Source organism: Bifidobacterium sp. C0047B3 (genome assembly GCF_056590535.1).
The window spans coordinates 197,253-220,638 of sequence record NZ_JBWPWH010000002.1; the positions used below are offsets into that span (position 1 = coordinate 197,253).

Here is a 23,386-nt window from a genome sequence, read left to right on the forward strand (position 1 = left end):
GTAACTCAAAGCTTGCATGCAGAAATCGAAGATCGTAAAAAGCGATGCGAATACTATCACTGATGATTGTGTGCGTTTACAGTAGAATATTAAAGAACGCTTATTTAATTATTGCGTAATTATTGCGTTTATTTAATTATGGCGCATACACGTGCACAAATTGCACAAATGGGGAGCAGCAAATGGACACTCGCAAAGAAGAAGAACGCGCGGAATTGCATCGCACGATTTGGAAGATTGCCGATGATTTGCGAGGTTCTGTTGATGGTTGGGACTTTAAAGCATACGTATTGTGCACAATGTTTTATCGCTATATTTCCGAGAATTTATGCGATTATATTAATAAAGATGAGCATGAATCTGAAGGCGGAGATCCAAACTTTGATTATGCAACAATAAGCGATGAAGATGCTGAGCCTCTTCGCGGTGACATGATTAGTGAAAAAGGCTTCTTTATACTTCCTAGCGAACTGTTTTGCAATGTGCTTAAGAACGCTCCTCAAGATAGCAATCTAAACGAAACATTGAGCTGCGTGTTCCGCAATATTGAAGCTTCTTCTCAAGGAACTGATTCGTCTGGCGATTTTAAGGGATTATTCTCCGATTACGATGTGAATAACATTAAGCTTGCAGACACTGTTGAAGGCAGAAATAAGCGTTTTGTTAAGTTATTGCAAGTGATTAGTGAGATGAAGCTTGGTAGCGTAAACAACAATGTGATTGAGGCTTTTGGTGACGCTTACGAGTATTTGATGGGCTTGTATGCTTCTAACGCTGGCAAGTCTGGCGGCGAATACTTTACGCCTGCAGAAGTCTCAATGCTGCTCACTCGCCTTGGAACAGTTGGAAAATCAAGCATTTCAGACGTGTACGACCCAGCATGCGGATCTGGCTCGCTTCTGCTAAAAGCGAAAAAAGTGCTAGGCATTGAAAATATTAATGGCGGTTTTTACGGTCAAGAAAAGAACGTTACTAGCTACAACTTGTGCCGCATGAACATGTTTTTGCACGATGTGAATTTTAACAAGTTTGAGATTACGTGCGGCGATACTCTTATAAATCCGCAAATCGATGCTAATAAAAAGTTTGAGCTAGTGGTTTCTAATCCGCCTTATTCCACAAGTTGGGAGGGGGATTCTAATCCTTTGATGATTAACGATCCTCGTTTTGCTCCAGCTGGAGTTCTTGCTCCAAAAAGCAAGGCGGATATGGCGTTTGTTTTGCACTGCTTGGCGCATCTAGCAGAAAATGGCGCTGCTGCAATTGTTTGCTTCCCAGGAATTATGTATCGAGGTGGAGCCGAGCAAAAGATTCGCCAATATTTAGTTGAGCATAATGCTGTCGATTGCGTGATTCAACTTCCGAGCAACTTATTCTTTGGTACTTCGATTGCTACATGCATTATGGTTTTGCGCAAAAACAAGAGGAATGATACTTCTGTACTGTTTGTTGATGCGAGCCGAGAGTTTGTAAAGTCAACGAATAGTAACAAGCTTTCGGACGAGAACATTGAGCAGATTGTTAACTGGTACACTTCTAGGCAAGATGTGGAGCATATTGCGCACGTTGCGTCTTTGGAAGAAGTGGAGTCAAATAAATACAATCTTTCCGTTTCTACATACGTTGAAGCAGAAGATACTCGCGAAAAGATTGATATTACAGAGCTTAATGCGCAATTAAAAACGATTTGCGCTCGCGAGCAAGAGTTGCGCGAACAAATTGAGAAGATTGTAAGCGAGATTGAAGCTGGCGGTGTTAACTCTGATAATAGCGAGGTGACTCAATGACTAGCAAACTTGAGGAGTTAATCGCTGAATTGTGCCCGAACGGTGTGGAGTATAAGAAGATTGGTGATATTGGCAAAGTTTCAATGTGTAAACGTATTCTAAAAAATCAAACCAATCCTGTTGGAGATATTCCGTTTTATAAAATTGGGACATTCGGCAAAAAAGCAGATTCTTTCATTTCAAATAAGCTTTTCCACGAATATAAGCAAAAATATAGTTTTCCAAATAAAGGCGATATCTTAATTTCTGCTGCTGGCACAATAGGAAGAGTGGTTGTCTATGACGGCGAGCCAGCGTATTTTCAAGATTCTAACATTGTTTGGGTTGCAAATGATGAAAAGAAAATTCTAAATAGTTTTTTGTATTATATTTATCAATTAGAACCTTGGAAAGTCTCAAGCGGAGGAACTATATCAAGGCTTTACAATGAGAATATTGCTGGAGCAACAATCCCAGTGCCGCCGCTTGAGGTTCAAGAGGAGATTGTGCGGATTTTAGATACGTTTACAGAGCTTACAGCAGAGCTTACAGCAGAGCTTACAGCTCGTAAAAAGCAATACGAATACTATCGAGATACACTGCTTACATTTGACGACAACAATCCTCTTCACTCGCTTATATCGCGCTGCTGCCCGAATGGTGTTGAGTATAAGAATCTTAAAGAATTAGGTTCATTCTTTGGTGGATTGACTGGTAAGAATAAGAATGATTTTGTTGATGGAAATGCTCGTTATATAACCTATAAAAATGTGTATTGTAATGCAGCTGTAGATTTCTCTACAAATGATTTTGTTAAGGTTTCTGATGGTGAAAAGCAAAATGTTTTACAATATGGTGATGTAATTTTTACCGGCTCATCTGAAACTCCTGATGAATGTGGTTTTTCGTCTGCTGTTACCTGTCGCCTAAATGAAGAAGTATATTTAAACAGTTTTTGTTTTGCTTTTCGATTCAACGATGTAAGCATGATGAATCCTGATTTTTCTAAATATCTGTTTCGTTCAAGTGCGTTGCGTTCTCAAATAAAGCGAACTGCTAACGGTGTTACGCGATTTAATGTATCTAAAGCATTAATGAGTAAAGTAACAATCCCCATCCCACCTCTAGAAGTACAGCATCAAATCGTACAAATTCTGGATCGCTTTGACGCGTTGTGCAATGATTTAACTCAAGGACTGCCTGCAGAAATCGAAGCTAGACGCAAGCAATACGAGTACTATCGCGATCAACTCCTTACCTTCAAGCGTGCATAATAGAAAAATGTGAGTAAGAGTAAGAAAGAAGGAAGCAAAATGAAAATTGTGTTAGAGAATCAAGATAGCACTGTAATGTCTACGTTCACGCCGAGTGAGCGAAACGACGGCAGCTATCAAAGCGAAGCACAACTCGAAGAAGAGTTCATTAACATTTTGCAATCCCAAGGCTACGAGTACGCTCACATTCACAACGAGAAAGATCTTATAGCAAATCTTCGAGTGCAAATCGAAAAGCTCAACGACTATCATTTTTCAGATGGCGAATGGGAAAGATTTTTCAAAGAAAATATTGCAAACAGCACTGACGATATAGTTAAGAAAACAGATACTATTCAGCGAGATAACGTTAAAATACTCAAAAAAGATAACGGCGAAGGTAAAAACATAAATATTATTGACAAAGAAAATATTCACAAGAATATTGTGCAAGTAATCAATCAGTATGCTGTTAATGCAAACGATAATGATGCAAATGGCCCTGCGCGTAGTAATCGTTACGATGTGACTGTTCTAGTAAACGGCTTGCCGATGGTTCATATTGAGCTAAAGCGCAGGGGTGTGCCTATTAGAGAAGCGTTCAATCAGATTAACCGTTATGCTCGCGACTCATTTTGGGCTGGAAGCGGGCTATTTGGATACGTGCAAATTTTTGTAATCTCAAACGGCTCTGAAACAAAGTATTACTCTAACTCAACTCGCAATAATGCTTACAATGAGCAGAAAAGTAAAGGATCTAGCAAAACAACAACAAGTAACAGTTTTGAATTTACAAACTATTGGTCCGATGCTCAAAACACTATAATCTCTGACTTATGCGATTTTGCTAAAACATTCTTTGCAAAGCACGTAATTCTTAACATTCTTACAAAATATTGCGTTTTTAATGCAGACAAATGCTTGATGGTTATGCGACCATACCAGATTACTGCAGCAGAAAACATAGTGAATCGCGTAAAATACATGTTTGCTAATGCAAGTAAAATGCCATCATCGGAGCGCCAAAAGGGTGGTTATGTTTGGCATACTACTGGATCGGGTAAAACGTTAACTAGCTTCAAAACCTCGCAGCTAGTAAAAACTTTGAAAGACGCAGAAGGCAATAATCTTGTTGACAAAGTTTTGTTTGTGGTAGATCGTAAAGATCTTGACTATCAAACAATGAGAGAATATAACGCGTTTGAAAAAGGGGTCGCAAATAGTAACACTTCAACAGCTGTACTTACAAAACAGCTAGAAGACAATACCGAAAAATGCAGGCTTATTATAACCACTATTCAAAAGCTTAGTAGATTTATAAGCAACAACCCAAGTCATGAAATTTACAAAAAGCGCATAGTGTTTATTTTTGACGAATGCCACCGAAGCCAGTTTGGAGGCATGCATGCGGATATTGTAAAACACTTTAAAAATAGCTTGCTTTTTGGGTTTACTGGCACGCCAATTTTTGAAGCGAACGCTGCTGGCTCCGACGCTACGCATCTTTCTACAACCGAGCAAACTTTTGGACCTTGCTTGCATACTTACACAATCATTAACGCGATTAACGATAAAAACGTGTTGCCATTCCGCGTAGAATACGTTGCTACTGTAAAAACGTCTAGCGAGTTGGAAAAAGCAACAGACGAATTGGTTGCAGATATTAATCGTCCCGAGGTAATTAAGCACAAAGATCGCGTGCATAATGTCGTTCAATACATTATTGAGCATTTTAGTCAAAAAACGTATCGCAACGAGAAAACTTACAAATACAAGCGCATTCTTAACGTTAAAGAACTTGCTGCTGATAAGCATAACTCTGTAGAACCTAAAAAATCTTCTGAAGCAGTTGACGTAAACGGCTTTAATTCAATCTTTGCTGTTGCGGACATTGAGCTTGCAAAATTGTATTACAACGAGTTCAAAAAGCAGCAGCAAAATCTGCCGCCAAGCGAACGCTTAAAAGTGGTAACTATTTTTAGCTATGCAGTAAACGAGGGTGAGTCAGATTCTTCGGAGTATAGCAACGGCATGGGTTCTCTTGGAGAAGAAAATTCTGAAAGCACTGCAAGACTTGACGCAAATTCGCAAGAATTCTTGGAAAGCGCTATAAACGACTACAATCAAATGTTTGGAATGCACTACGATACGTCAAACAGTGAGTTTCAGAGTTACTATAAGGATGTGTCAATGAGGATGAAGAATAAGGAAATTGACGTTTTGATTGTAGTCAACATGTTCCTAACTGGTTTCGATGCAACAACTTTGAACACGCTTTGGGTAGATAAAAATCTTCGCATGCATGGGCTTATTCAAGCGTTTTCGCGCACAAATCGAATATTGAACTCCGTTAAAACGTTCGGAAACATTGTGTGCTTTAGGGATTTGAGCTATCAAGTTGACAAAGCGGTAGCTCTTTTTGGAGATAAAGATGCGCAAGGTATTGTGCTTTGCCCTACCTTTGAGCAGATTTTCAACGGTTATGTTGATGCTAATGGATCTGAGCGCTGTGGATACAGTGATTTAGTAAATGAGCTTATGGAAAAGTATCCGCTACAAGGCTTCAACATTGTTGGAGAAGAGAATCAGAAAAAGTTCATATCGCTTTTTGGCAATATTTTGCGCTTGCGTAACATGCTGAAAGCTTTCGATCAATTTGAAGGCAACGAGATAATCAAAGAGCGCGATATGCAAGATTACTTGGGGCATTACCAAGATTTGCATGAAGAATGGAAGTGCAAAGAGCAAAAAGGCGAGATTGCAGACATTACGGACGATGTTGTGTTTGAGATGGAGCTTGTGCGCCAAGTAGAAGTAAATATTGACTACATTTTGATGTTAGTAGAACGCTACCATAGCAAGCATTGTAAAGATAAAAATGTTCTTGCTTCTATTAAGGTGGCGATTGACGCTAGCCCGCAGTTGCGTAGTAAAAAGAAGCTTATTGAAGGGTTTATTGCGCAGCTTAATGAGAAGGAGCTTGAAAAGCTTGTGGATTATGGCGGTACAACTACTGTTTACGATTCGAACGGCAACAAGGTGAGTATTGTTGATTGCTGGAGCGAGTATGTTGAGCAAAAGTATAATCATGACTTGGCGCAACTTGTGCAAAGCGAAGGATTAAACGATGATTTGACTCGCAAGTTTATGGAGAAATCTTTTAGCGCTGGCGAAGTGAGCGAGCTTGGTACAGATATTAATGATTTAATGCCTAGAATGAGCAGATTTGGCGCTGCGGCTCAAGCGCGCGCTGAGAAGAAAAGTCGCATTGTGGAAAGTATGAGAAAACTATTTAATGAGTTTGTTGGACTTGTCGGCTTTAGTAAAAACGAAAGATAATTATCGTTATCAATATCATTTTTGTAATATTTGCGTGTTTTTTGCGTCGAACTATATCAATCTACATGATATGTCGATATTATGTACCTGTGGGGCCTTTGTAATGGCAAGTTTTAGTTGGGTGCGCTCAATTTGGGGTAGAGCGCGTAGATATGCAGGAAATGCGTTAACGCAAAAGGCGTAAAACGCGTGAGAAGTGCGGAATCGCAAGAAGACGCGGAAGAACGCGAGGAGATGTTATGCGCGCGTGTGTAAAAGTGCGCCGAATTATTCGTGACTCGGCTGCACTGATTCTGGCTGTGTGCATGTTGGTAGGTTGCATAGTTAGCTCGTTTGCTACAACTATTCCAGCTTTTGCAACAGATGCAGATCGTTCTTATACTAGCTGGACAGAAGTTTCTAAAGCAATTAACAATGAATTGCTACAAGGTCAATCAGAATACAATAGTGGCAATAATTCTGGAGCTGCAACTCGATTTGAAGCAGCATACAATTCAGTTTACGTTGCTTCTAACATGATTACGGTTGTGCGAGATGCAATCGGGCAGAATAAAGTTCAAGCACAAACTGATCAATTCCAGCAGCTGCAAACGCTTGTATACCAGCAAAATCAAACTTCGCAAATAAGTACTGTTTCAACGGCTCTTGCAGCGGATGTTGCACAAACTGCATCTAGTCTCGATGCCAACTCAAAAGTGGATAAGCCAAATGTTTATGCGCAAAAGTTGCGTGCGCAAATTAAAGCAGAGCGCAAAAAGCTAGATGCTGCAAAAAAGAAAAACCTTGGACGCAATGGTCGTACGTGGGGTCAAGTTGCTCGAGAAATGAATGTTATTCTCGACAAATCTGTTGCAAAATACAAGTCTGCAAAAGGTAATAAAACTCAAGTAGCAGCCGCAGTTGATTTAATTAACGAAGCCTATTACCAGTATTACGAAAAGCTCGGTTTCGAGAAGAACGTGATGAATGCAATAAGCGGAAGTCGCGTTTCGACTGTCGAATATCAATTCAAAGAGTGCCGCCAAACAATGAACAATGGCGGAACTATTGAGCAAGCTAAAAAGTTCGTAACGGATCTTAAAGCGATGCTTATTGAAGACGCAGCAAAATTAGACAAAGGCGCATCTTCAAGCGCAAATCCATTTATGCAATTCATAACTAGCTCATTTGGTCAAGCTTTCGTAATTTTGCTTCGTGAAGGTTTGGAAGCGTTGCTGGTTGTTGCAGCAATTATTGCTTACCTTGTTAAATCCGGTCACAAGAATATGGTGAAGTACATTTACCTAGGTATTGCGGCTGGAATTGTGGCATCTCTCGCTGTAGCTGCACTATTCGGATTGCTGTTTAATGGCTCTGGTCCGCAGCAGGAGATTACAGAAGGCGTTGTTGCATTGTTCGCAATGCTTATGCTGCTTTACACGAGTAACTGGATGATTTCTAGATCTTCAGTGCAAGCATGGAATAAGTATATTAGTGAGCAAACAACGGCAGCAGTTTCTAAGGGAAGCTTGGTTTCTTTAGCGTTATTGAGTTTCCTTGCGGTGTTCCGCGAAGGTGCTGAAACTGTAATCTTCTATCAAGCAATCTTTGCAGTTTCAAACGGAGCTGACTCTATGATTTGGGGAGGCTTCATTTCCGCTGCTGCAGTTCTTGTAGTGATATTCTTGCTAATTCGTTTCGCATCTGTGCACATACCAATTCGCCCATTCTTTACTGGAACAAGTGCTCTTATGTCTGTTCTCGTAGTGATTTTTGCAGGCGGTGGTGTGCACGCGTTAATCGAGGGCGACGCTCTCGAAGGAATGTATATTCAAGGCTTGCCAACTAACGATTGGCTTGGGTTCTATCCGTATGTTGAGACGATTGTTGCTCAAATTGTGGCAGCAATTGTTGTGATTTCACTGCTTTGCGTATCTATTGCGCGAAGTCGTGTGAAACGCGCGGTAGAAAATAAATAAGCAAAACAACAAATAACCAACTAATAAATAATTAATAAACAACCAATAACAATAATTAAATAAAAATAACTAACAACAAACACAGAAGGTTAGATATGAAGAATAATAAAATGATGGCAATTGCAGCTTTGGCTCTTGCTGGACTGCTTGCGCTCGCTGGCTGCGGTTCTAATGGCAATTCCGCTAAAACTGATGCTAAGTCACAAGCAACCGAGCAGAAGGCTGACGACAAGGCTGATGACAAGGGCGGCGATAAGGGCTTTGAGGAGGTTCCAGTTGGTCCTCACCAAGATCAGAACATTGGACCTCTTACTATTGGTGCCGTGTACTTCCAGCCAGTGGACATGGTTCCAGCTGGCATGGGCTTGAAGGCAAGCGAAGCAAGCTTCCACCTTGAAGCCGATATCCACGCTAACCAAAAAGGTACAAAGCTTGGCTACGGTAAGGGCGAGTTCATTCCAGATTTGACTGTGAACTATGAGATTGTCGATAAGGCAAGCGGTGAATCTGTTGTTAAGGGTACTTTCATGCAGATGAATGCTTCCGATGGTCCTCACTACGGTGCAAACGTTAAGCTTGACAAGGCTGGAAATTACAAGCTCATGCTTTCAGTCGAATCCCCAGAAAAGAAGGGTTGGATGCTTCACGTCGATCCTGCTACCGGCGTAACCGGTCGCTTCTGGACTGAGCCAATTAAGGCAACCTTCGACGATTGGAAGTACACTCCTCGTCAGTGGTAGTGATAGCTAGTTAATAATTAGCGATTAATTAATAATTTTAGTAAATAATAAGTAATAGCAAAGGAGGGAGTTATGTTCAGACTGTTTGTGGCAGTTATGCCTGGGCTGCTCCCTCTTGCGCTACTCACAATGGGATTAAGCACATCGCTTACTGTTGGCGAGGGGCGAGATAAGCCTCTGAGCGCACGTTGGAGATTGTATGGGCTGTCTGCAGGCACAGTCACAGCTCTTATTTTTGCTATACTTCGCGCATCTGTAGTAATTAATCAGCGAAACTTTATTAATATGCCGGCGTTGTGCATTGCGGTTCCGCTTGATATCGCTGCAATTATTGTGGTTATTTTTTCACACAAAATAATAAAAAATTGGCGTAATTGCCCGCTTTTAATGCACATAAGTAACGTGATTGGCGCATGTTGCTTAGCGTTTACTGTGTTTTATGCTTTGCCAGATGTTATTTTGCAGCTTACTATTTTCGTAGATTCAAGCACTCCGCCTTTTACATCAGACATGTTGCTTCGAGCGCTTGGTTTTGTGCTTGGAGTTATTGCTGCTATTTGCTTAAGCCTTATGGTTCGTTCTTTGCGCACTACATCTAACGCGATTTCTTTCAAAATTGCTGTAGTTTTAAGCATGATTATTTTGCTAGTGCAGCACATAACTTCACTTTTGCAGATTATGCAAGGAAGCATTCTGCTTTATATGGATGACTTTTCTTTCAGCGTGCTTGTTTGGCTAATTAATAACGCTCCATTAATGATTATGGCGCAAATTAGCGTGTTCATGATTCCTGCTGCTGCATCCGTAATAATCGGCTTTAAAACGGCTGTAGTTGGTGAAAATGCTGCAGAAATTCGCACGAAGCGTGCATTTAAGCGCAAATCTCGAAAGTCTGCGCTCGCAGCTCTTTTGGCTGCTATCACAGTGATACTTACGCTTACTGTAGGCGTATCTATTATGAATATTAAACCAACTCTTACGCCTCCAGAACCGTATGAATTGCACGATGGTGTTGCAACTATTAATTACGTTCAAGTTTCAGATGGTCATTTGCATCGCTTCCAATACAAAGCAAAAGACGGCACTGTTATGCGCTTTATAATCATTAAAAAGAATGGTGGAGCGTATGGCGTCGGATTGGATGCTTGCGAAAACTGCGGTGATGCAGGCTACTATGAAAAAGACGGTAAGATTATTTGCCGTAAGTGCGATGTAGCAATTAATTTGGCAACTATCGGTTTTAAAGGTGGTTGCAATCCGATTCCGTTCCCGTATAAGGCTGGGCATGGCAAAATCACAATTCATACTGCTGATTTAGACGTGCTTAGTTCGCATTTTAAGTAAGGGAGAGTTGCTATGTTTATGATGCGCATGGTTGCTCGATCTCTTGTGCGGCAATTGAAAAAGCGTGTGTTGATTGCGCTCGTAGTGTGCTTAAGCGCGTGCGTTAGCGTATCAATGCTTAGCGTTGTGTATGACGTTGGAGACAAAATTAACGCAGAGCTGAGTTCATATGGTTCAAATATTGTGGTTCAGCCAAAATCTAGCGCTGTTGTAAATGATTTGTATGCTTCTCGAGAGCAGATTGATACTAATGGTTCTGGGAGTTTAAAGGCTGCGGAAAGCCATGAGTCTACTGCTTCGCTAAAAGAATCTGACGCTGCAAAAATAAAAATGATTTTCTGGGCGTTTAATATCACTAATTTTGCGCCGAAAATAACTGTTCATGCAAATCTTGAAGCAAAATCTTCTGGCGATTTGGTAGTGCCTATTGTTGGAACTTGGTTTAATCGCAAGCTTGCGCTCGCTTCTGGAGAAACAACGGTTGTTGGCGTTCAAGGTTTGCGCTCTTGGTGGAAGATTAATGCAGGTCGTTGGGCAAAAGATAATAAATCTGAAGCAATGGTAGGTGCGCAGTTAGCTGATCGTTTGCACTTAAAACTTGGTCAGCGTTTGCGTTTGATTCGTGACGGGCGCGAGGTTTCGTTGCGTTTGGTTGGCGTATACGATTCTGGCGACGACGACAATAACGCAATCTACGCAAGTTCTAGCGATGCTCAAAGCCTTGCAAATAAGCCGAATAAGGTTGATTCGATTGAAGTAAAGGCTCTTACTACTCCTGAAAATGATTTAGCGCGAAAGGCTGCTAAAAATCCGGCAGCGCTCAGCCAGGAAGAGTGGGAAACTTGGTATTGCACGGCTTACCCGAGTTCGATTACTTACCAAATTGAGGAGGTAATTCCTGGAGCTGTTGCAAAGCAGGTTCGTCAAGTTGCAGCGTTGCAGGGTAACGTATTAAATAAGACGCGCGCTGTTATGGTTTTGATGACTGCGTTGAGTTTAATTGCTGCGGCTGTTGCTGTGGCGAATCTTATGGCTGCTTCAATTTCTGAGCGTTCTGGCGAGCTTGCTTTACTCAAGGCGTTAGGTGCGCGTGGTGGCGCTGTTGCTCGTCTTATGCTTATGGAAACTGCGGTTATTGCGTTTGGTGGAGCGTTACTCGGCATGGCTTTGGGATTTGCAGTGGCGCAGATTATTGGTTTCACAGTGTTCGGCTCTGCGATTTTGTTCCGACCAATGGTATTTGTTCTGGTGTTCGTGCTGCTTGCGTTGACTGTGCTTGCGGCTGCAGGCTCGTCGATTCGTTCGATTTTGAGTGTGCGTCCTGCGGAGGTGCTTCATGGCAGGTAAATCTTATATGACTTCCAACAATTCTATGTTTGTAACCATGCTGTTTAGCGCGGTATTTCGTCGAAAATCGCGTGCTCTAATGGCTGTTATTGCAACGCTTGTTGGTGCTGCTACGCTGTTTTGTTTAGCTGCAATCTGCCTTGTTGTACCTCAACAGATGAGCGATGAAATGCGCGCGTATGGAGCGAATATTATCGTAACTCCAATTGAGGGCGAGTGGAAAAACGGTATTGATCGCGCAATGGTTTTGCACACAAACGATATGGTTCTTGCAAAAGGTGCCATGCGATCTGCTACATATCGTTACGAAAACGTGCGTATTAACGCAGCTCCGTATGTTTTAGCAGGAATAGATGTTAGTTCAGTAAAGTCTCTTAATAAGCATTGGAATGTAGACGGCTCTTGGCCTAACGGTGGAAATGTTATGGTTGGGCGAGATGTGGCTCTTGCGATGGGCTTAAAAATAGGCTCTCGAATTGCGATTGCGTATAGATCTTCGGATAATACTGCCGGCTCTCATAAGCCAGCAGAGAAGTCTACAAATCAGTCTGCAAGTGAATCTGCAAATAAGTCTACAAATCAGTCTGCAGATAAGCCAGCAGAGAATCAAGCACAAAATTCTGCTGCAAATTCTTCAGATCAGTCTGCGCAAAAATCTTCTCAACAAAAGCTCGTTGAAGGCAGAGTCTCAACGGATATTATGGATACTCACGGTACGACTTTCCGCGTTTGTGGCATTTTGGACACAGGCGGTGCAGAGGATTCTATGCTATATGCGCTAAACGCAGATGTAAATTCTCTTACGGGAGTTAAGCGTGGTGCGGATGTTATTGCTTACTCGTCTTCTGCGCCTAGCGTTGATGCTGTTGTGAGAAGCATTAACGATATGACTTCTATGCGTGTGCGCGCTCAGCAAGTTACTAAAGTTACTGCTGCTGACACTGGTATTATTACTATGCTTCGCAGCCTGTTCTGCATTGTATCGCTAGTTGTTTTGGTACTGATGATGGTTGGTGTGAGCACTACTATTTCTTCGATCGTGCAGCAGCGTCGAAATGAAATTGGTTTGCGCAAAGCTTTGGGTGCGAGCGCACGGAGTATTGGCGTGGAGTTTACTGCTGAAGCTGGATTATATGGCTTCGTTGGCGGTATTGCTGGTACTGCGGTAGGGTATGTGTTTGCTCGTTTGCTTGCTGCAATGGTGTTCTCGAGAGATTTGGGCGTGAACTGGTGGCTAGTCGTGTTCTCTATTGTATTTAGCGTTGCTGCGTCTTGCGTTGCTGCGTTGCCGCCTGTTTTGCGCGCTTCAAAAATTGACCCTGCGATTGTGCTTCGAGAAGAATAGTTTTAATCGTAAATTTAGAGATTGTTTAAGATTTGAGTTAAGGATTTGAGTTAAGGATTTAATATGACAGAGAATATAGAAAATAAGTTGGAAAGCACGGAGTCTAATCCAAAAATGCTGTTGACTTTGGATCATATTTCCAAGATTTACGGCTCTCTACGCGCGGTTGACGATTTGTCGCTTACTGTGCCAGAAGGCGAGTGGCTTTCAATCGTTGGCTCCAGTGGCTCTGGTAAAACCACGCTAATGAACATTATTGGCTGCATGGATTCGCCATCTAAGGGTTCCGTGTCTTTGCAAGGACGCAAACTTGAGGATTTGAACGCGGGTCAACTTGCTGACGTTCGTAAAAACGTAATCGGTTTAGTTTTTCAAAAGTTTTATCTTGTTCCGCATTTAACAGCTGTTGAAAATGTGATGGTTGCGCAATACTATCATTCTGTTGTTGACGAAGCTCAAGCAATGGACGCTTTGGATCGCGTGGGCTTGAAGGATCGCGCTCACCACCTGCCAAGCCAGCTTTCTGGCGGCGAGCAGCAGCGTGTGTGCGTTGCTCGTGCGCTTATCAACTGCCCTAAGTTGCTTCTTGCGGATGAGCCGACTGGTAATTTGGACGAAAAAAATGAGCAGATTGTGCTCGACTTGTTTAAGCAGCTGCACAAGCAAGGCACGACGATTATTGTTGTAACTCACGATTCTTTGGTAGCTCAGTGCGCGGATCGAGAAATTATGCTCAACCACGGTGTGCTTGTTGGGGAGCGTTGGAATAACGAGGATGCTCGCAAAGCATACGAGGCGATTGGCGGCAAGCCTGCGTTTACGAGTGCTCACGTTGATGAAAGTGTTGTGGAAGCTTTGCAAGATCATGAGCCTACTAAGTCTCCTAAATTAGCGAATTTAGATGATTAGTTGCGTGGGTTTTAAAATATACAAGATTTGAGGGCGATGATTTTATGATTTCAGATAATATGTTTCACGATGTTTCACGCGACGATTTGAAATCCAAAAAAGTTACGAAAACCGTTGCTGCGCTTGCGATTGTAGCTGCATCGTCCGCTATGTTTTCTGCTTGCGGCGAGCCGAGTGCTGTGCCAATGAACGATGAATTCGCTGGTAATTCTGGTCAAAGCGCGGATGATGCTGGTAATCCTTCAGGCAAGTACGATGCTGGTGCTCAGCAATCTAAGTCTTCTGCGCAAAGTGAGGATTCTGGGGATTCTAAAAACCAATCTAAAACTGATACTGGCAATTACAAAGATGGTGACTATAAAGTCAAAGCTACGTATGGTCCGGTTGCAGAAGACAGTTTCGATGTGCGCTTAAGCGTTGCAAATGGGAATGTTAGCGATGTGCAAATGACGCCTCATCCGTTTACGCCGATTTCAAGAGGTCATATGGATGCATTCTCAAAGGCTATTCCAGGAAAAATCGTTGGAAAGCCGTTGAAAGATTTGCATATTTCGGTTATTGCTGGAGCAAGTTGGACTAGCGACGCATTCAATAAAGCTCTTGACGTTGCTCGCCAAGAGGCTTCAATTCAATCCGCAAAATAATCTACAACCACCTTAATTTATTAATATAACCTTGATTATATTGTTGAATATTAGTCTGTAATTAATAGGGGCTAGTACTGCAGTTGCTACAGTACTAGCCCCTATTATTGTTTATTTTTTGCTTGTGAAATTATCGTTTATTTATTTTATGCGCTTTAACTTTGCGATTACTCCAGCAAGTCCGAACATTGCAATCGCAGCAAAGGCAGTTAGTAATATTTCGCTTCCTGTTTTTGGAAGTTGGTTATTATCTTGTTTGCGTTTTTCTACAATTTTATTATTCGGATTTTCTTTTGGTTGTGGCGCAGGGTTTGGTGTTTTTTCTGGCTTCGGCTTATGCTTTGGCCACGGTGTTGGCTCTGGAACGGGTGTTGGCTCTGGAGCTGGCGTTGGTGGTGTTGGTGGTGTTGGTGGTGTTGGCGGTGTTGGCGGATTATATTCTACTGTGAGAGAAATATCATTAGCGCCTGCTGCTGCGTCAGAGTTCTTCCCTTCGTTTGTTTGCGAGCCGTCCCAAGTAAAGTCAAATAATTTCGTTGTTTTATTAAATGTTGCAGCTGCATGGAAGTCGCCTGTCACCGTTCCAACAATTGTAGCTTTTCCGGAGAAATCTTGATTTATCTTTATTCCCGGAATAGTGATTTTCATTGCGTCGCCAAGATTTGTTTGTACTGCTGTCTGCAATTCCGCATACGTTTTAATACCAGATTTCAAATTAATAGTAACTGTTACAGTCTTGCCTTCAGCTTTCACATCCTGTATAGCAAAAGTATCTGAGAACCCATCGAGCTTAAGTGTATTTTTTGTGATATTTTCAGGCAGCGTTAAACCGTCTGGGATAGTAAATGTAGCCGTAAACGAAGATGTCATATCGCTTAGAGCAATATTGCTATAATCTGTCGCATTTACTGTGTTAAATTTATTTTCTATCGCTTTCATTTGGTCTTTTACTACTGCAGCTATGATTGTGCCAGTGAAATCAATAGTTTGTCCTGGTGTAACTTTGTATGCTGTAGTTGCTGTGTTATCGCCAGTTAATAAATCTGCAGGAAGATCAATATTCTCCTGCTGTATGTGTTCAATGCTTGGATCAATCTTCCACTTAAGGTAGAAGGTAAGATCATCGTCCACTTTTGGATCATTGTCAATAGTAGCTTTTTCTGTTCCATCCTTGTCTTTGAACCAGTAGTAGTAATCTGTGCTATACACATAGCCAAAGAGTGAGTTTTCTTTTTTCTCATTTATTAAATGATAATATTTGCGCGTGGCAAGATTCGTATAATTTGCATCTGAATCGGAACTTGCTTTGCCACTAATGCCAGGTGTGTCTATATTGACATTATCATCCAAACTTTTAATAAGATTGATTAGCGTCTTGTTTTCGCTAAATTTTGCTGTTTTCTTAACAACAGCAACATCTCCACCGCGCTTATCTTTTTTAATCTCAAATACTTTTGTATTTTTCTTAAAAATACTGCTATCGGAGAAAGTTCCGCCGTTTGCGGAGAATTTTACTGTAAATTCTTTTTCTTCCCAATTTGCATATAAGTCAATTAAGTTTTTATTCTTCGCTATAGCAATATTGCTACCTGCTTTTACAGTCTTGCCTTTGCCGTTTTTCTCTGTGGTCCAACCTTTGAAGACCATTCCTTCGCGGGCAAATTTTGCATTATTCTTAATAACTTCGTCGAATGAAAGAACTTTGCTGGTGCGTTTTGGGTTAGTCTCACTAACAAGGTATGTTGCATCATCTTGAGCGCAATTATGGTAGCGAACAGCATAAGATGAGGCATCTTTTTCCCATTTTGCATACACTGTTGTGTCGCTTGTTATAGGCATACTTTCAGTAAATTGTTGCTCTTTATTCTCAGCATTCTTGCAGAACCATCCGAGGAACTTATATCCAGGAGCAATTGGATTTGCTGGTACTTCAGTACTTCCTCCTGCCACTGTTTTTGCAAAGTTTAATGCGTAACCGCGTATAGCAAGGGATTCTTTTGCTTTAGTTGAAAAGTCAGAGAATATAGCTCCTTTAGCTTCCTCAGAATTTGCATCATTGAGTTCAAATGTCACTTTTGCTGCTGGAACCCATACGTGTTTTTCGTTATCTTTAGAAGCTTTTTTAACTGAGTATATGTATGTCTTTTTATTTTTATTGATTGGTTTTATCTCATTTACAGAACTATCGGAAAGAGTAAAAAGGCTTAGCTTTTCATTGCCATTTTCTTCACCGTTTACAGGAACAGTGCTTCCCATGTTGCTGTGATATTCAGGAGCATATGTAACCATGTGCGAGCCTCCAGTAACAACATAGCTATTTCCTGTTCCAGCTCCACTATCTGCATCTTTGCTTGCTGGGCTATCTATTAAGCAATCTCCTCTAAGTTCAATAGAGCCGTTTTCTTGAGCTCCAAAAAGCGCTCCACTATTTTTTCCATTACCTTTGATTGTAGAATCGGTGAGAATTACTTTTCCGGTATTTACATTTAGGCCGCCAGTGCCACCATTATTAAATTCAAGAGTAGAGTTGGTAACAGTTAATTTTCCGTTTGTTATTCCAACGGAAATGCCTGCGATAGATCCTGCATTCGCAACAATTCGTGAATTATTGGTAACAGTTGAGTTGCCTTGAATTGTTAAACCAGTTGAGTGCCTCCAACCAATTTTATTAATCACAAACTCCGAATTATTCATGTTTAATTTGTTTACGTAGTATGTCATCCCAAAGCCTGCTACAGTAAGTGAAGAATTCTTCAAAGTTAAATCTCTTGCATCAAACCATGTGCGAATTTGTGATTTAACGTTAATAGTAGCGTTTTCGAAAGTAATACCATTAGCATAAAAATTTGTATCACATTTGTCGTCAGCAGTAATTTTTAATTTATCTTTGCTTGTACCTTTTACTGTTCCAGCAAGGTAGATTCCGTTACTGTCTTCTACTCCGTTATCTTTGAAAGTGTATATGCCGTCAGTAATAAGAGAGCCTTTTTCTGCTGTAAGTGCTACCTTAAACGCAGTCATTTCCAATTTGCCATCACCGCGAAGTGTGGAGCCAGATTTCAACGTGATGCCATCGTTGGTATTATTCGAGCCTGTTATTGTGGCGCCGGATTTATCGATAGAAAGTGTAATGTCTTGTGGAATTTCTATAGGTGCATTAAGTGAAAAATTGCCTTTAATGGTGATATTTGCAGGTTTCTGTGTGGCTTTTTCAAGAGCTTTTTGAATAGTTTTTAATGGCTTACTTTCAGATCCATCGTTGGTATCTAAGCCGTTTGTGCCATCTACAACAAGTTGTGTTTTTGGAGCTGGGTTAGTTACTGTTACTTCTGTTGATGGGGGGGGGTGATAGCTAATGCACTTATTGGGCATACAGAAAGCAAGGACATTGCTGCAATGATAGTTGAAGTAGTAAGTATGTGTATGCCGTTATATTTATTATTTCTTCTCATTGTTAGCTCCATATTGTCTGCGGAAGTTTGACATTAGTTAATGCATCGTATCAATACAATTTCTACACTATACCAGTAGAAGATAAAAGTATACTCGTATTTGTATTAAACACAATAGTTCATAAATATTTGCAAATGCTCTAATTAATAGTGCAATATCATTTGTGCTGTGTGTTTATAGCAGCAAAATGTTGAATATTTCATATAAAATATTCCCATGCAAATTCTTTTTTTGGACGAGAGTGGAACTGCACCTAAATGTGATGCTGTAGAGCAAAATCCTTATTTTGTTTTGGGGGGATTAGTTATTCCGGAATCGCAATGGAAATCATTACAAAGTAATCTGCACGGATTAAAAAAGAAATATGGGATTGAAGGGGAAGTTAAGTGGCGTTATTTTATTAATCATCCATTAAGCAACAAGACCACGCCTCTTTCTAATTTAAGTGTTAATGAATTGAATGAATTGCGTAAGGATCTGTTTAAACTGATTTCGGAAAATGAAAATTTTAAAATTATTGCTGCTGTAGTGAACACTAAGGAGTATTACGATAAATATAAAGATGACAATGCTGAAAATATGTATCACACTGCATTTGAAAAAATATGTGAACGTTTTCAGTATTATCTTCAAGATTTAAGCAAAAATGCTGGTACAAAAGTTTATGGAATGATAGTTATTGATGCTCGTAATAGTAAGCAAAATAAGCAACTTGATGATTTCCATTTTGATTTACTTAATAATCATGACTCACATCGAGCTGATTATAACAATCTAATTGAAGGATTATTTATAGCAGCTTCGCATCATAGTGTAGGTGTGCAGTTTGCAGATTTAGTTGCAGGAGCAGTTTATAGAAAATGTTCTAAAGGAGATTCAACTTTTTATAATATGATAAGAAATAACGTTCGTAGAAATAGTCAAGGTAAAGCGGAAGGATTTGGAGTAGTAGCTGTACCTAGTGGTAGCCGTATTATTGAAAAGTGAAATAATAAAAATAGACGCCGTGTTGAAGATTAACCTCAAACCTGCAATATGGCGCAGTCACGACGTATGTAGATTATATCATAAATTGCTTATTGTTCGCAATAATGCGTTTTGGTACTACAATCACCTTAATCCTTGACTTCAAGAATAGTGCCTTCGTCGCGAATCATCGTTGCTGCCATAGCTCCGGTTGCTGCCATAAATGGAATAATCGCATTACTGTATTCGTCCATGAACTGTGCAAAATCATGATTCCAAGAAATAATCGCAACGTACAAAAGAAGGAACTCAACTGCTGTAAATACTGCCCACTTAAGAATCCAAATAAACGTTTTTTTTTAATAACTTTTATAGAGTCCTTGCTCATGAGTTGCCTTCTTTCTAATTTGTTGTTTTGTTCGTGCGCATTGTAGCTAATTCGCGTACATTGCCTCTAGTTCGTATGTATTTCTAGTATAAATGCCGCAAGTCTTCGAACAATACGATGTACTCAGAACTTAGTACTCAAGATTGCACGGAAAATGTTGGTAATTAGACTTAAAGCAACGCACAAATAAGTTGTGCAAATACGTTACAAATACAAGGAGATGCAAACATGAACAGCGCAGATATGGGTAGTGTAAGCAGTGATTTTGGTATAAACTCTTGGCTGCCAGAAGATAACGTAAACAAAATAGGAAACGCTAGTGAAAATAGCATTAATCAAATTCAAAATCAGGAAGATAAACTTGCGGAAAATAGTAGCGAAGAGCTTTCACAAGATGAAATTGATGAATTAGCTAAGCAATTAGAAGAATTCTTTACAAAATATATTGTGCTAGAAAATGGCTCTTTTGTTGTAAAAGAGGATGCTATTATTGCAGACGGTTATGGTGATCACATAGAATATTTTCGCAATGCTGCAAAAGGATTAAATCTTTCAATGGAAGATCAGCAATAAGCTTAAATCCTTAAAGTCTTAAATCTTTAAAAATCGCTTTCGTCAATAGGGTGGCCTTGTGGGCGCTTTATTACTCGCCACAGAATCACCAATGTTAAGACGCCGTTTGCAATTCCGTAGTAATAAATCCAAGGAACGTGAATAAGCCCACAAATAAAGCATGAAATAATATTTATTAAATTATTTGAGTAATTGTTGAGTATTTGCTTATTTTGTGATTCGACTTTTTTGCGCTCTCGCTCAAGAGTAATTATGTAATCTTTGTTGTTCTCTGTATTCTCAACGTCACTACTTATGCTGTTAGCGCCCGCGCCGCTAAGCTTAGATATATTATTTTTTATATACGCATTTTTTTCTTTAATAACGCTTTTGAGCAAGAAAAAATATGCATAAGAATACAATGCAACAGAAAGAAGTCCTAAAACAAGCCACAAAGCGAAAAGGTCAAAGCTACGCATAAAAGCAGCTGCTGAGGCGAACGCCATCGCAGCTACTTCTGCGGAGTGCAATACTACTAGTCGTTTTGTCATATAATCCTGCTGCAATCATTATTAAAGATGAATTTTCAACGCAACTAAAAGTCATATATTGTTACTTATTATAATCACATATGATTTACGTGTAGTACTTGTAATCATTTTTTACTACACAATTTGCTCTACTTTGCGCATGCTTATAAAGTAGAATATAAGAAAAGTAGCATAAGATTGCAAGAAAGCCATTATGCCAAAAACGTATGCAATAGTAGATAACGACCCATTAGTTTTAGCGGTTATGCGAAACGTGCTCAGCAAGCTTTTGCCAAGCGAGTACGCGTGCAAATGGTGCGTAAAATCAGGCGTGCAAGCTTTGAAATATTGCCAAGTAGCAAAAACTACTCCAGATTATATTCTGATAGATATGTCAATGAAAGACATGTCTGGAGTGGAAGTAATACGCGCAATCCGTGAGCAAAACAATAATATTGTTTTAATTGGCATGACTTCGTATGACTGCAGATCCTATGCTTCGTCAGTAGCGCAAGTTGGTGGGCAGGCAATGGTTGCTAAAGACAATTTCAAAGGACTAGCAGAAGCTTTGCAATATTGCGATAATCAAAATGTGTATGGCTGCCGTTGCGTTAACGATGTTGCTTACGATTTTGCTACTCCGCAAGAATCTTTTATTAGGCTTTCTAAATCAAGGTCGCGCAGCGTTTTGCCGCCGCAAGAGCTAAAAATCATGGAACTGCTTGCTAAAGGCTACACGACGAATCAGATTGCGGCTCAACTTGGTCTTATGCCAAACACTGTAAACACGCATATTCATAGGATTTACAAAAAATTGCATGTTTCTAATCGCGTACAAGCAATATCCGCATTTGCTGCAATGCAAAATCGTGAGCAAACTAGCAATATGCAATATGCTTATAATTTGCCGCAAAATCATCCGAATATTTTGCAAGAAACGGATAGCGCATGTTAATGAAAACATTTTCGCGCGTTATTGAGTTGGTTAAAAGCTGGAAAATTCAGCGAACTTTATTCATAATATTGGCGATTCTTGTAGTGTCAATGGATGTGCAATTTTGCCATACAGCTGGGTTGTGGAATAATCCATTACAATCTGCGTGTCAATACGTTTGGATGTTTGCAATATTTCTTTTGATTGCTTTTCCGCGTCAAATATCACTCGTAACTCCGATTTTGTATTGCGTAACGTTAGCAGTACCAGGCGTAAATGCAACTTGCGTGCTTTTTTCGTTGATTGCTAGCATGTTTGTTGCAGGCTTTTACGATTCGTGGAAGTATTTGCTTTGTGTGTACATAGTTTCGCTGAATATTATGTACTTTGCAAAAATGGCGTATATTCCGTTTACTTTTCCTTGTTTTATTCTTATTTCTATGATTTGCGGTTACGCTTTGCGCAAGTATTTGAACATGTTGGAAGAAAATAATCGCGCAAAAATGAATATTGTACGAAGCAAGTTCCAGTCTTATATTGCGTCTGTTGCGTTGCAATTGCACGACGATGTGAACAATGAGATTACTGATATTACGTTGCTTGCAACGGATGCTTTATATGCTGAGAACAATGAACATACAAAAGAATCGTTAGAGCAGATTATTGAACATTCGCGTAATGCACTTTCCAAAGCGAGACTTGTTATCAGCCTGCTTGAGCAAGCTGAGCATAAGTATGATGATTCTTTAGATTCAAATATTGCCAGCACGCAGTTCGTTTATGGTTCTAATAGCAATGATCGCATGAATTTGACTGATTTTTTATGCAATATTCGTGCGCGTTTACAGGCTGAACGGCAAATTTGTGAGCAGCTTGGGTACTATGGCTCTGTAATAGTGGTTGATAAAAGTTCGGGGAGTGGTGATTTTACTGCATCTGCAACTGTTAGTACTGAAAAGGCTCAATGTGCGATTAGCATGTGCAGCGAGTTGCTTACTAATATTCGCAAGCATTGCAATACTAGCGTTGATTTTTCTATGAATGTTACGGTTGATGAGCGCGAATGCAAAATAATGTGCATGAATTCGATTTCGACGTTGAATAAGTTTGGTGGAATACTCGTTTTTGGCAAAGGGCTGCTGTTTCACAAAAAATCTGTGGAATGTTTAGGTGGATCTTTAAGCGCGCAAAAAGATGATGACACTTGGCTGGTCAATGTTGTTATTCCGCTAAACTAGCAGCGCTCAAATCATGCGTTATCGTGGCAAAAATTGCAAATCTAGCAAAAACTGCCACGATAACTAGGCCGTCACGCATTTGCGGGTTCTATTGCAATGCGCCCACCTAACGCTTGAACAACCTTCGCAATAGTTTGAAAACTAGGATTGCCGTCTCGCCTTAGGCTTTTGTAAAGGCTTTCCCTTCCGACCTCAGCTTTTTGAGCAATCTCTTTCATTCCTCTAGCTTTTGCAATATCGCCTATAGCGGCTTGCAACAAGCGAGGATCGTTAAATTCTGCTGCAGCATTGAGATATGCAATAACATCATCATCGTCCTCAAGATACTCACTCGCATCCCATTTACTTATATTTACCATTTCTTCTCCTCAATTAACTGCGCAAGAAGTATCTTCGCTTGCTTAATATCTTTACTTTGACTACTTTTATCTCCACCAGCAAGTAATAGCATTAGTTTTGAGCCTTTTTGTGCAAAATACACACGATACCCTGGTCCAAAAGTGAAACGCAGTTCACTAATACCATTGCAAACTGGATGTAAATCACCTACTGGCTTGCCTGCAATTTCACATAATCTCAGCCTCGCGTTAATTCGAGCTTTAGATTGCGTATCGCGAAGTTTTTTCATCCAATCGCGATACTCATCTGTTTTAAGTATCTCCATAAAAATATTTTATCCT

Annotated in this window: 18 protein-coding genes and 1 pseudogene; 14 read left to right on the forward strand and 5 right to left on the reverse strand. The window is 40.3% G+C overall.

Annotation, left to right across the window (positions count from 1 at the left end; genetic code table 11):
- The first annotated feature begins 182 nt into the window (after positions 1-182).
- The 10 genes from AC1EKT_RS03515 (at position 183) to AC1EKT_RS03560 (ending at position 14,645) form a co-directional block, all read left to right on the forward strand.
- Positions 183-1,787: a type I restriction-modification system subunit M gene (locus tag AC1EKT_RS03515; protein WP_415683216.1), complete on the forward strand. Its 1,605-nt coding sequence runs from the start codon at positions 183-185 to the stop codon at positions 1,785-1,787.
- The gene (locus AC1EKT_RS03520; protein WP_415683217.1) at positions 1,784-3,040 is read left to right on the forward strand and encodes a restriction endonuclease subunit S; all 1,257 of its coding nucleotides are present in this window, start codon (positions 1,784-1,786) and stop codon (positions 3,038-3,040) included. The genes AC1EKT_RS03515 and AC1EKT_RS03520 overlap by 4 nt, the downstream gene beginning before the upstream one ends.
- Before the next feature lie 39 nt (positions 3,041-3,079).
- On the forward strand, positions 3,080-6,358 hold the full coding sequence (locus AC1EKT_RS03525) for a type I restriction endonuclease subunit R (RefSeq protein WP_481616115.1): 3,279 nt from the start codon (positions 3,080-3,082) through the stop codon (positions 6,356-6,358).
- 239 nt (positions 6,359-6,597) lie between these two features.
- Positions 6,598-8,316, forward strand: coding sequence for an FTR1 family iron permease (locus AC1EKT_RS03530; protein ID WP_481616114.1), 1,719 nt, complete (start codon positions 6,598-6,600; stop codon positions 8,314-8,316).
- A 95-nt stretch (positions 8,317-8,411) separates the two neighbouring features.
- Entirely contained in the window at positions 8,412-9,056 is a 645-nt protein-coding gene (locus AC1EKT_RS03535) for an iron transporter (RefSeq protein ID WP_415683220.1), read from the forward strand.
- 72 nt (positions 9,057-9,128) lie between these two features.
- Entirely contained in the window at positions 9,129-10,400 is a 1,272-nt protein-coding gene (locus AC1EKT_RS03540) for a Fe-S-containing protein (protein WP_481616113.1), read from the forward strand.
- 12 nt (positions 10,401-10,412) lie between these two features.
- Positions 10,413-11,747, forward strand: coding sequence for an ABC transporter permease (locus tag AC1EKT_RS03545; RefSeq protein WP_481616112.1), 1,335 nt, complete (start codon positions 10,413-10,415; stop codon positions 11,745-11,747).
- Positions 11,737-13,092: an ABC transporter permease gene (locus AC1EKT_RS03550; RefSeq protein WP_481616111.1), complete on the forward strand. Its 1,356-nt coding sequence runs from the start codon at positions 11,737-11,739 to the stop codon at positions 13,090-13,092. The genes AC1EKT_RS03545 and AC1EKT_RS03550 overlap by 11 nt, the downstream gene beginning before the upstream one ends.
- Before the next feature lie 63 nt (positions 13,093-13,155).
- Entirely contained in the window at positions 13,156-14,001 is an 846-nt protein-coding gene (locus AC1EKT_RS03555) for an ABC transporter ATP-binding protein (protein ID WP_481616110.1), read from the forward strand.
- A gap of 44 nt (positions 14,002-14,045) precedes the next feature.
- Entirely contained in the window at positions 14,046-14,645 is a 600-nt protein-coding gene (locus AC1EKT_RS03560) for an FMN-binding protein (protein ID WP_481616109.1), read from the forward strand.
- 141 nt (positions 14,646-14,786) lie between these two features.
- Here AC1EKT_RS03560 and AC1EKT_RS03565 read toward each other — a convergent pair whose 3' ends face one another.
- Entirely contained in the window at positions 14,787-18,017 is a 3,231-nt protein-coding gene (locus AC1EKT_RS03565; protein ID WP_481616108.1) for an InlB B-repeat-containing protein, read from the reverse strand.
- A 297-nt stretch (positions 18,018-18,314) separates the two neighbouring features.
- On the opposite strand from AC1EKT_RS03565, the gene AC1EKT_RS03570 reads away from it, so the two are divergent.
- A complete protein-coding gene (locus AC1EKT_RS03570) occupies positions 18,315-19,085 on the forward strand; it encodes a DUF3800 domain-containing protein (protein WP_481616107.1) in 771 nt (256 codons plus the stop codon).
- A gap of 128 nt (positions 19,086-19,213) precedes the next feature.
- Here the strand turns inward: AC1EKT_RS03570 and AC1EKT_RS03575 are convergent.
- Positions 19,214-19,452: pseudogene (locus AC1EKT_RS03575) on the reverse strand (hypothetical protein).
- 228 nt (positions 19,453-19,680) lie between these two features.
- On the opposite strand from AC1EKT_RS03575, the gene AC1EKT_RS03580 reads away from it, so the two are divergent.
- Positions 19,681-20,025: a hypothetical protein gene (locus AC1EKT_RS03580; RefSeq protein ID WP_119527201.1), complete on the forward strand. Its 345-nt coding sequence runs from the start codon at positions 19,681-19,683 to the stop codon at positions 20,023-20,025.
- A gap of 26 nt (positions 20,026-20,051) precedes the next feature.
- Here the strand turns inward: AC1EKT_RS03580 and AC1EKT_RS03585 are convergent, their stop codons facing one another.
- Entirely contained in the window at positions 20,052-20,555 is a 504-nt protein-coding gene (locus AC1EKT_RS03585) for a hypothetical protein (protein ID WP_481616106.1), read from the reverse strand.
- A gap of 193 nt (positions 20,556-20,748) precedes the next feature.
- On the opposite strand from AC1EKT_RS03585, the gene AC1EKT_RS03590 reads away from it, so the two are divergent.
- The gene (locus tag AC1EKT_RS03590; RefSeq protein WP_481616105.1) at positions 20,749-21,489 is read left to right on the forward strand and encodes a LuxR C-terminal-related transcriptional regulator; all 741 of its coding nucleotides are present in this window, start codon (positions 20,749-20,751) and stop codon (positions 21,487-21,489) included.
- Positions 21,483-22,706 (forward strand): histidine kinase, encoded by a 1,224-nt coding sequence (locus AC1EKT_RS03595; protein WP_415683230.1) that lies wholly within the window; start codon positions 21,483-21,485, stop codon positions 22,704-22,706. The genes AC1EKT_RS03590 and AC1EKT_RS03595 overlap by 7 nt, the downstream gene beginning before the upstream one ends.
- A gap of 71 nt (positions 22,707-22,777) precedes the next feature.
- Here AC1EKT_RS03595 and AC1EKT_RS03600 read toward each other — a convergent pair whose 3' ends face one another.
- Both AC1EKT_RS03600 and AC1EKT_RS03605 read right to left on the reverse strand, forming a co-directional pair.
- On the reverse strand, positions 22,778-23,065 hold the full coding sequence (locus tag AC1EKT_RS03600; RefSeq protein WP_415689030.1) for an addiction module antidote protein: 288 nt from the start codon (positions 23,063-23,065) through the stop codon (positions 22,778-22,780).
- A complete protein-coding gene (locus AC1EKT_RS03605; RefSeq protein ID WP_415689031.1) occupies positions 23,059-23,370 on the reverse strand; it encodes a type II toxin-antitoxin system RelE/ParE family toxin in 312 nt (103 codons plus the stop codon). The genes AC1EKT_RS03600 and AC1EKT_RS03605 overlap by 7 nt, the downstream gene beginning before the upstream one ends.
- Positions 23,371-23,386: the final 16 nt, after the last annotated feature.

Bases quoted from the DNA above. Each gene is read 5' to 3' on its own strand.
- AC1EKT_RS03515 (WP_415683216.1), top strand. From the start codon at position 183: ATGGACACTCGCAAAGAAGAAGAACGCGCGGAATTGCATCGCACGATT.
- AC1EKT_RS03600 (WP_415689030.1), bottom strand. From the start codon at position 23,065: ATGGTAAATATAAGTAAATGGGATGCGAGTGAGTATCTTGAGGACGAT.
- AC1EKT_RS03570 (WP_481616107.1), top strand. From the start codon at position 18,315: ATGCAAATTCTTTTTTTGGACGAGAGTGGAACTGCACCTAAATGTGAT.
- AC1EKT_RS03530 (WP_481616114.1), top strand. From the start codon at position 6,598: ATGCGCGCGTGTGTAAAAGTGCGCCGAATTATTCGTGACTCGGCTGCA.
- AC1EKT_RS03580 (WP_119527201.1), top strand. From the start codon at position 19,681: ATGAACAGCGCAGATATGGGTAGTGTAAGCAGTGATTTTGGTATAAAC.
- AC1EKT_RS03555 (WP_481616110.1), top strand. From the start codon at position 13,156: ATGACAGAGAATATAGAAAATAAGTTGGAAAGCACGGAGTCTAATCCA.
- AC1EKT_RS03540 (WP_481616113.1), top strand. From the start codon at position 9,129: ATGTTCAGACTGTTTGTGGCAGTTATGCCTGGGCTGCTCCCTCTTGCG.
- AC1EKT_RS03595 (WP_415683230.1), top strand. From the start codon at position 21,483: ATGTTAATGAAAACATTTTCGCGCGTTATTGAGTTGGTTAAAAGCTGG.
- AC1EKT_RS03565 (WP_481616108.1), bottom strand. From the start codon at position 18,017: ATGCCCAATAAGTGCATTAGCTATCACCCCCCCCCATCAACAGAAGTA.
- AC1EKT_RS03525 (WP_481616115.1), top strand. From the start codon at position 3,080: ATGAAAATTGTGTTAGAGAATCAAGATAGCACTGTAATGTCTACGTTC.
- AC1EKT_RS03590 (WP_481616105.1), top strand. From the start codon at position 20,749: ATGCCAAAAACGTATGCAATAGTAGATAACGACCCATTAGTTTTAGCG.
- AC1EKT_RS03560 (WP_481616109.1), top strand. From the start codon at position 14,046: ATGATTTCAGATAATATGTTTCACGATGTTTCACGCGACGATTTGAAA.
- AC1EKT_RS03520 (WP_415683217.1), top strand. From the start codon at position 1,784: ATGACTAGCAAACTTGAGGAGTTAATCGCTGAATTGTGCCCGAACGGT.
- AC1EKT_RS03535 (WP_415683220.1), top strand. From the start codon at position 8,412: ATGAAGAATAATAAAATGATGGCAATTGCAGCTTTGGCTCTTGCTGGA.
- AC1EKT_RS03605 (WP_415689031.1), bottom strand. From the start codon at position 23,370: ATGGAGATACTTAAAACAGATGAGTATCGCGATTGGATGAAAAAACTT.
- AC1EKT_RS03585 (WP_481616106.1), bottom strand. From the start codon at position 20,555: ATGACAAAACGACTAGTAGTATTGCACTCCGCAGAAGTAGCTGCGATG.
- AC1EKT_RS03550 (WP_481616111.1), top strand. From the start codon at position 11,737: ATGGCAGGTAAATCTTATATGACTTCCAACAATTCTATGTTTGTAACC.
- AC1EKT_RS03545 (WP_481616112.1), top strand. From the start codon at position 10,413: ATGTTTATGATGCGCATGGTTGCTCGATCTCTTGTGCGGCAATTGAAA.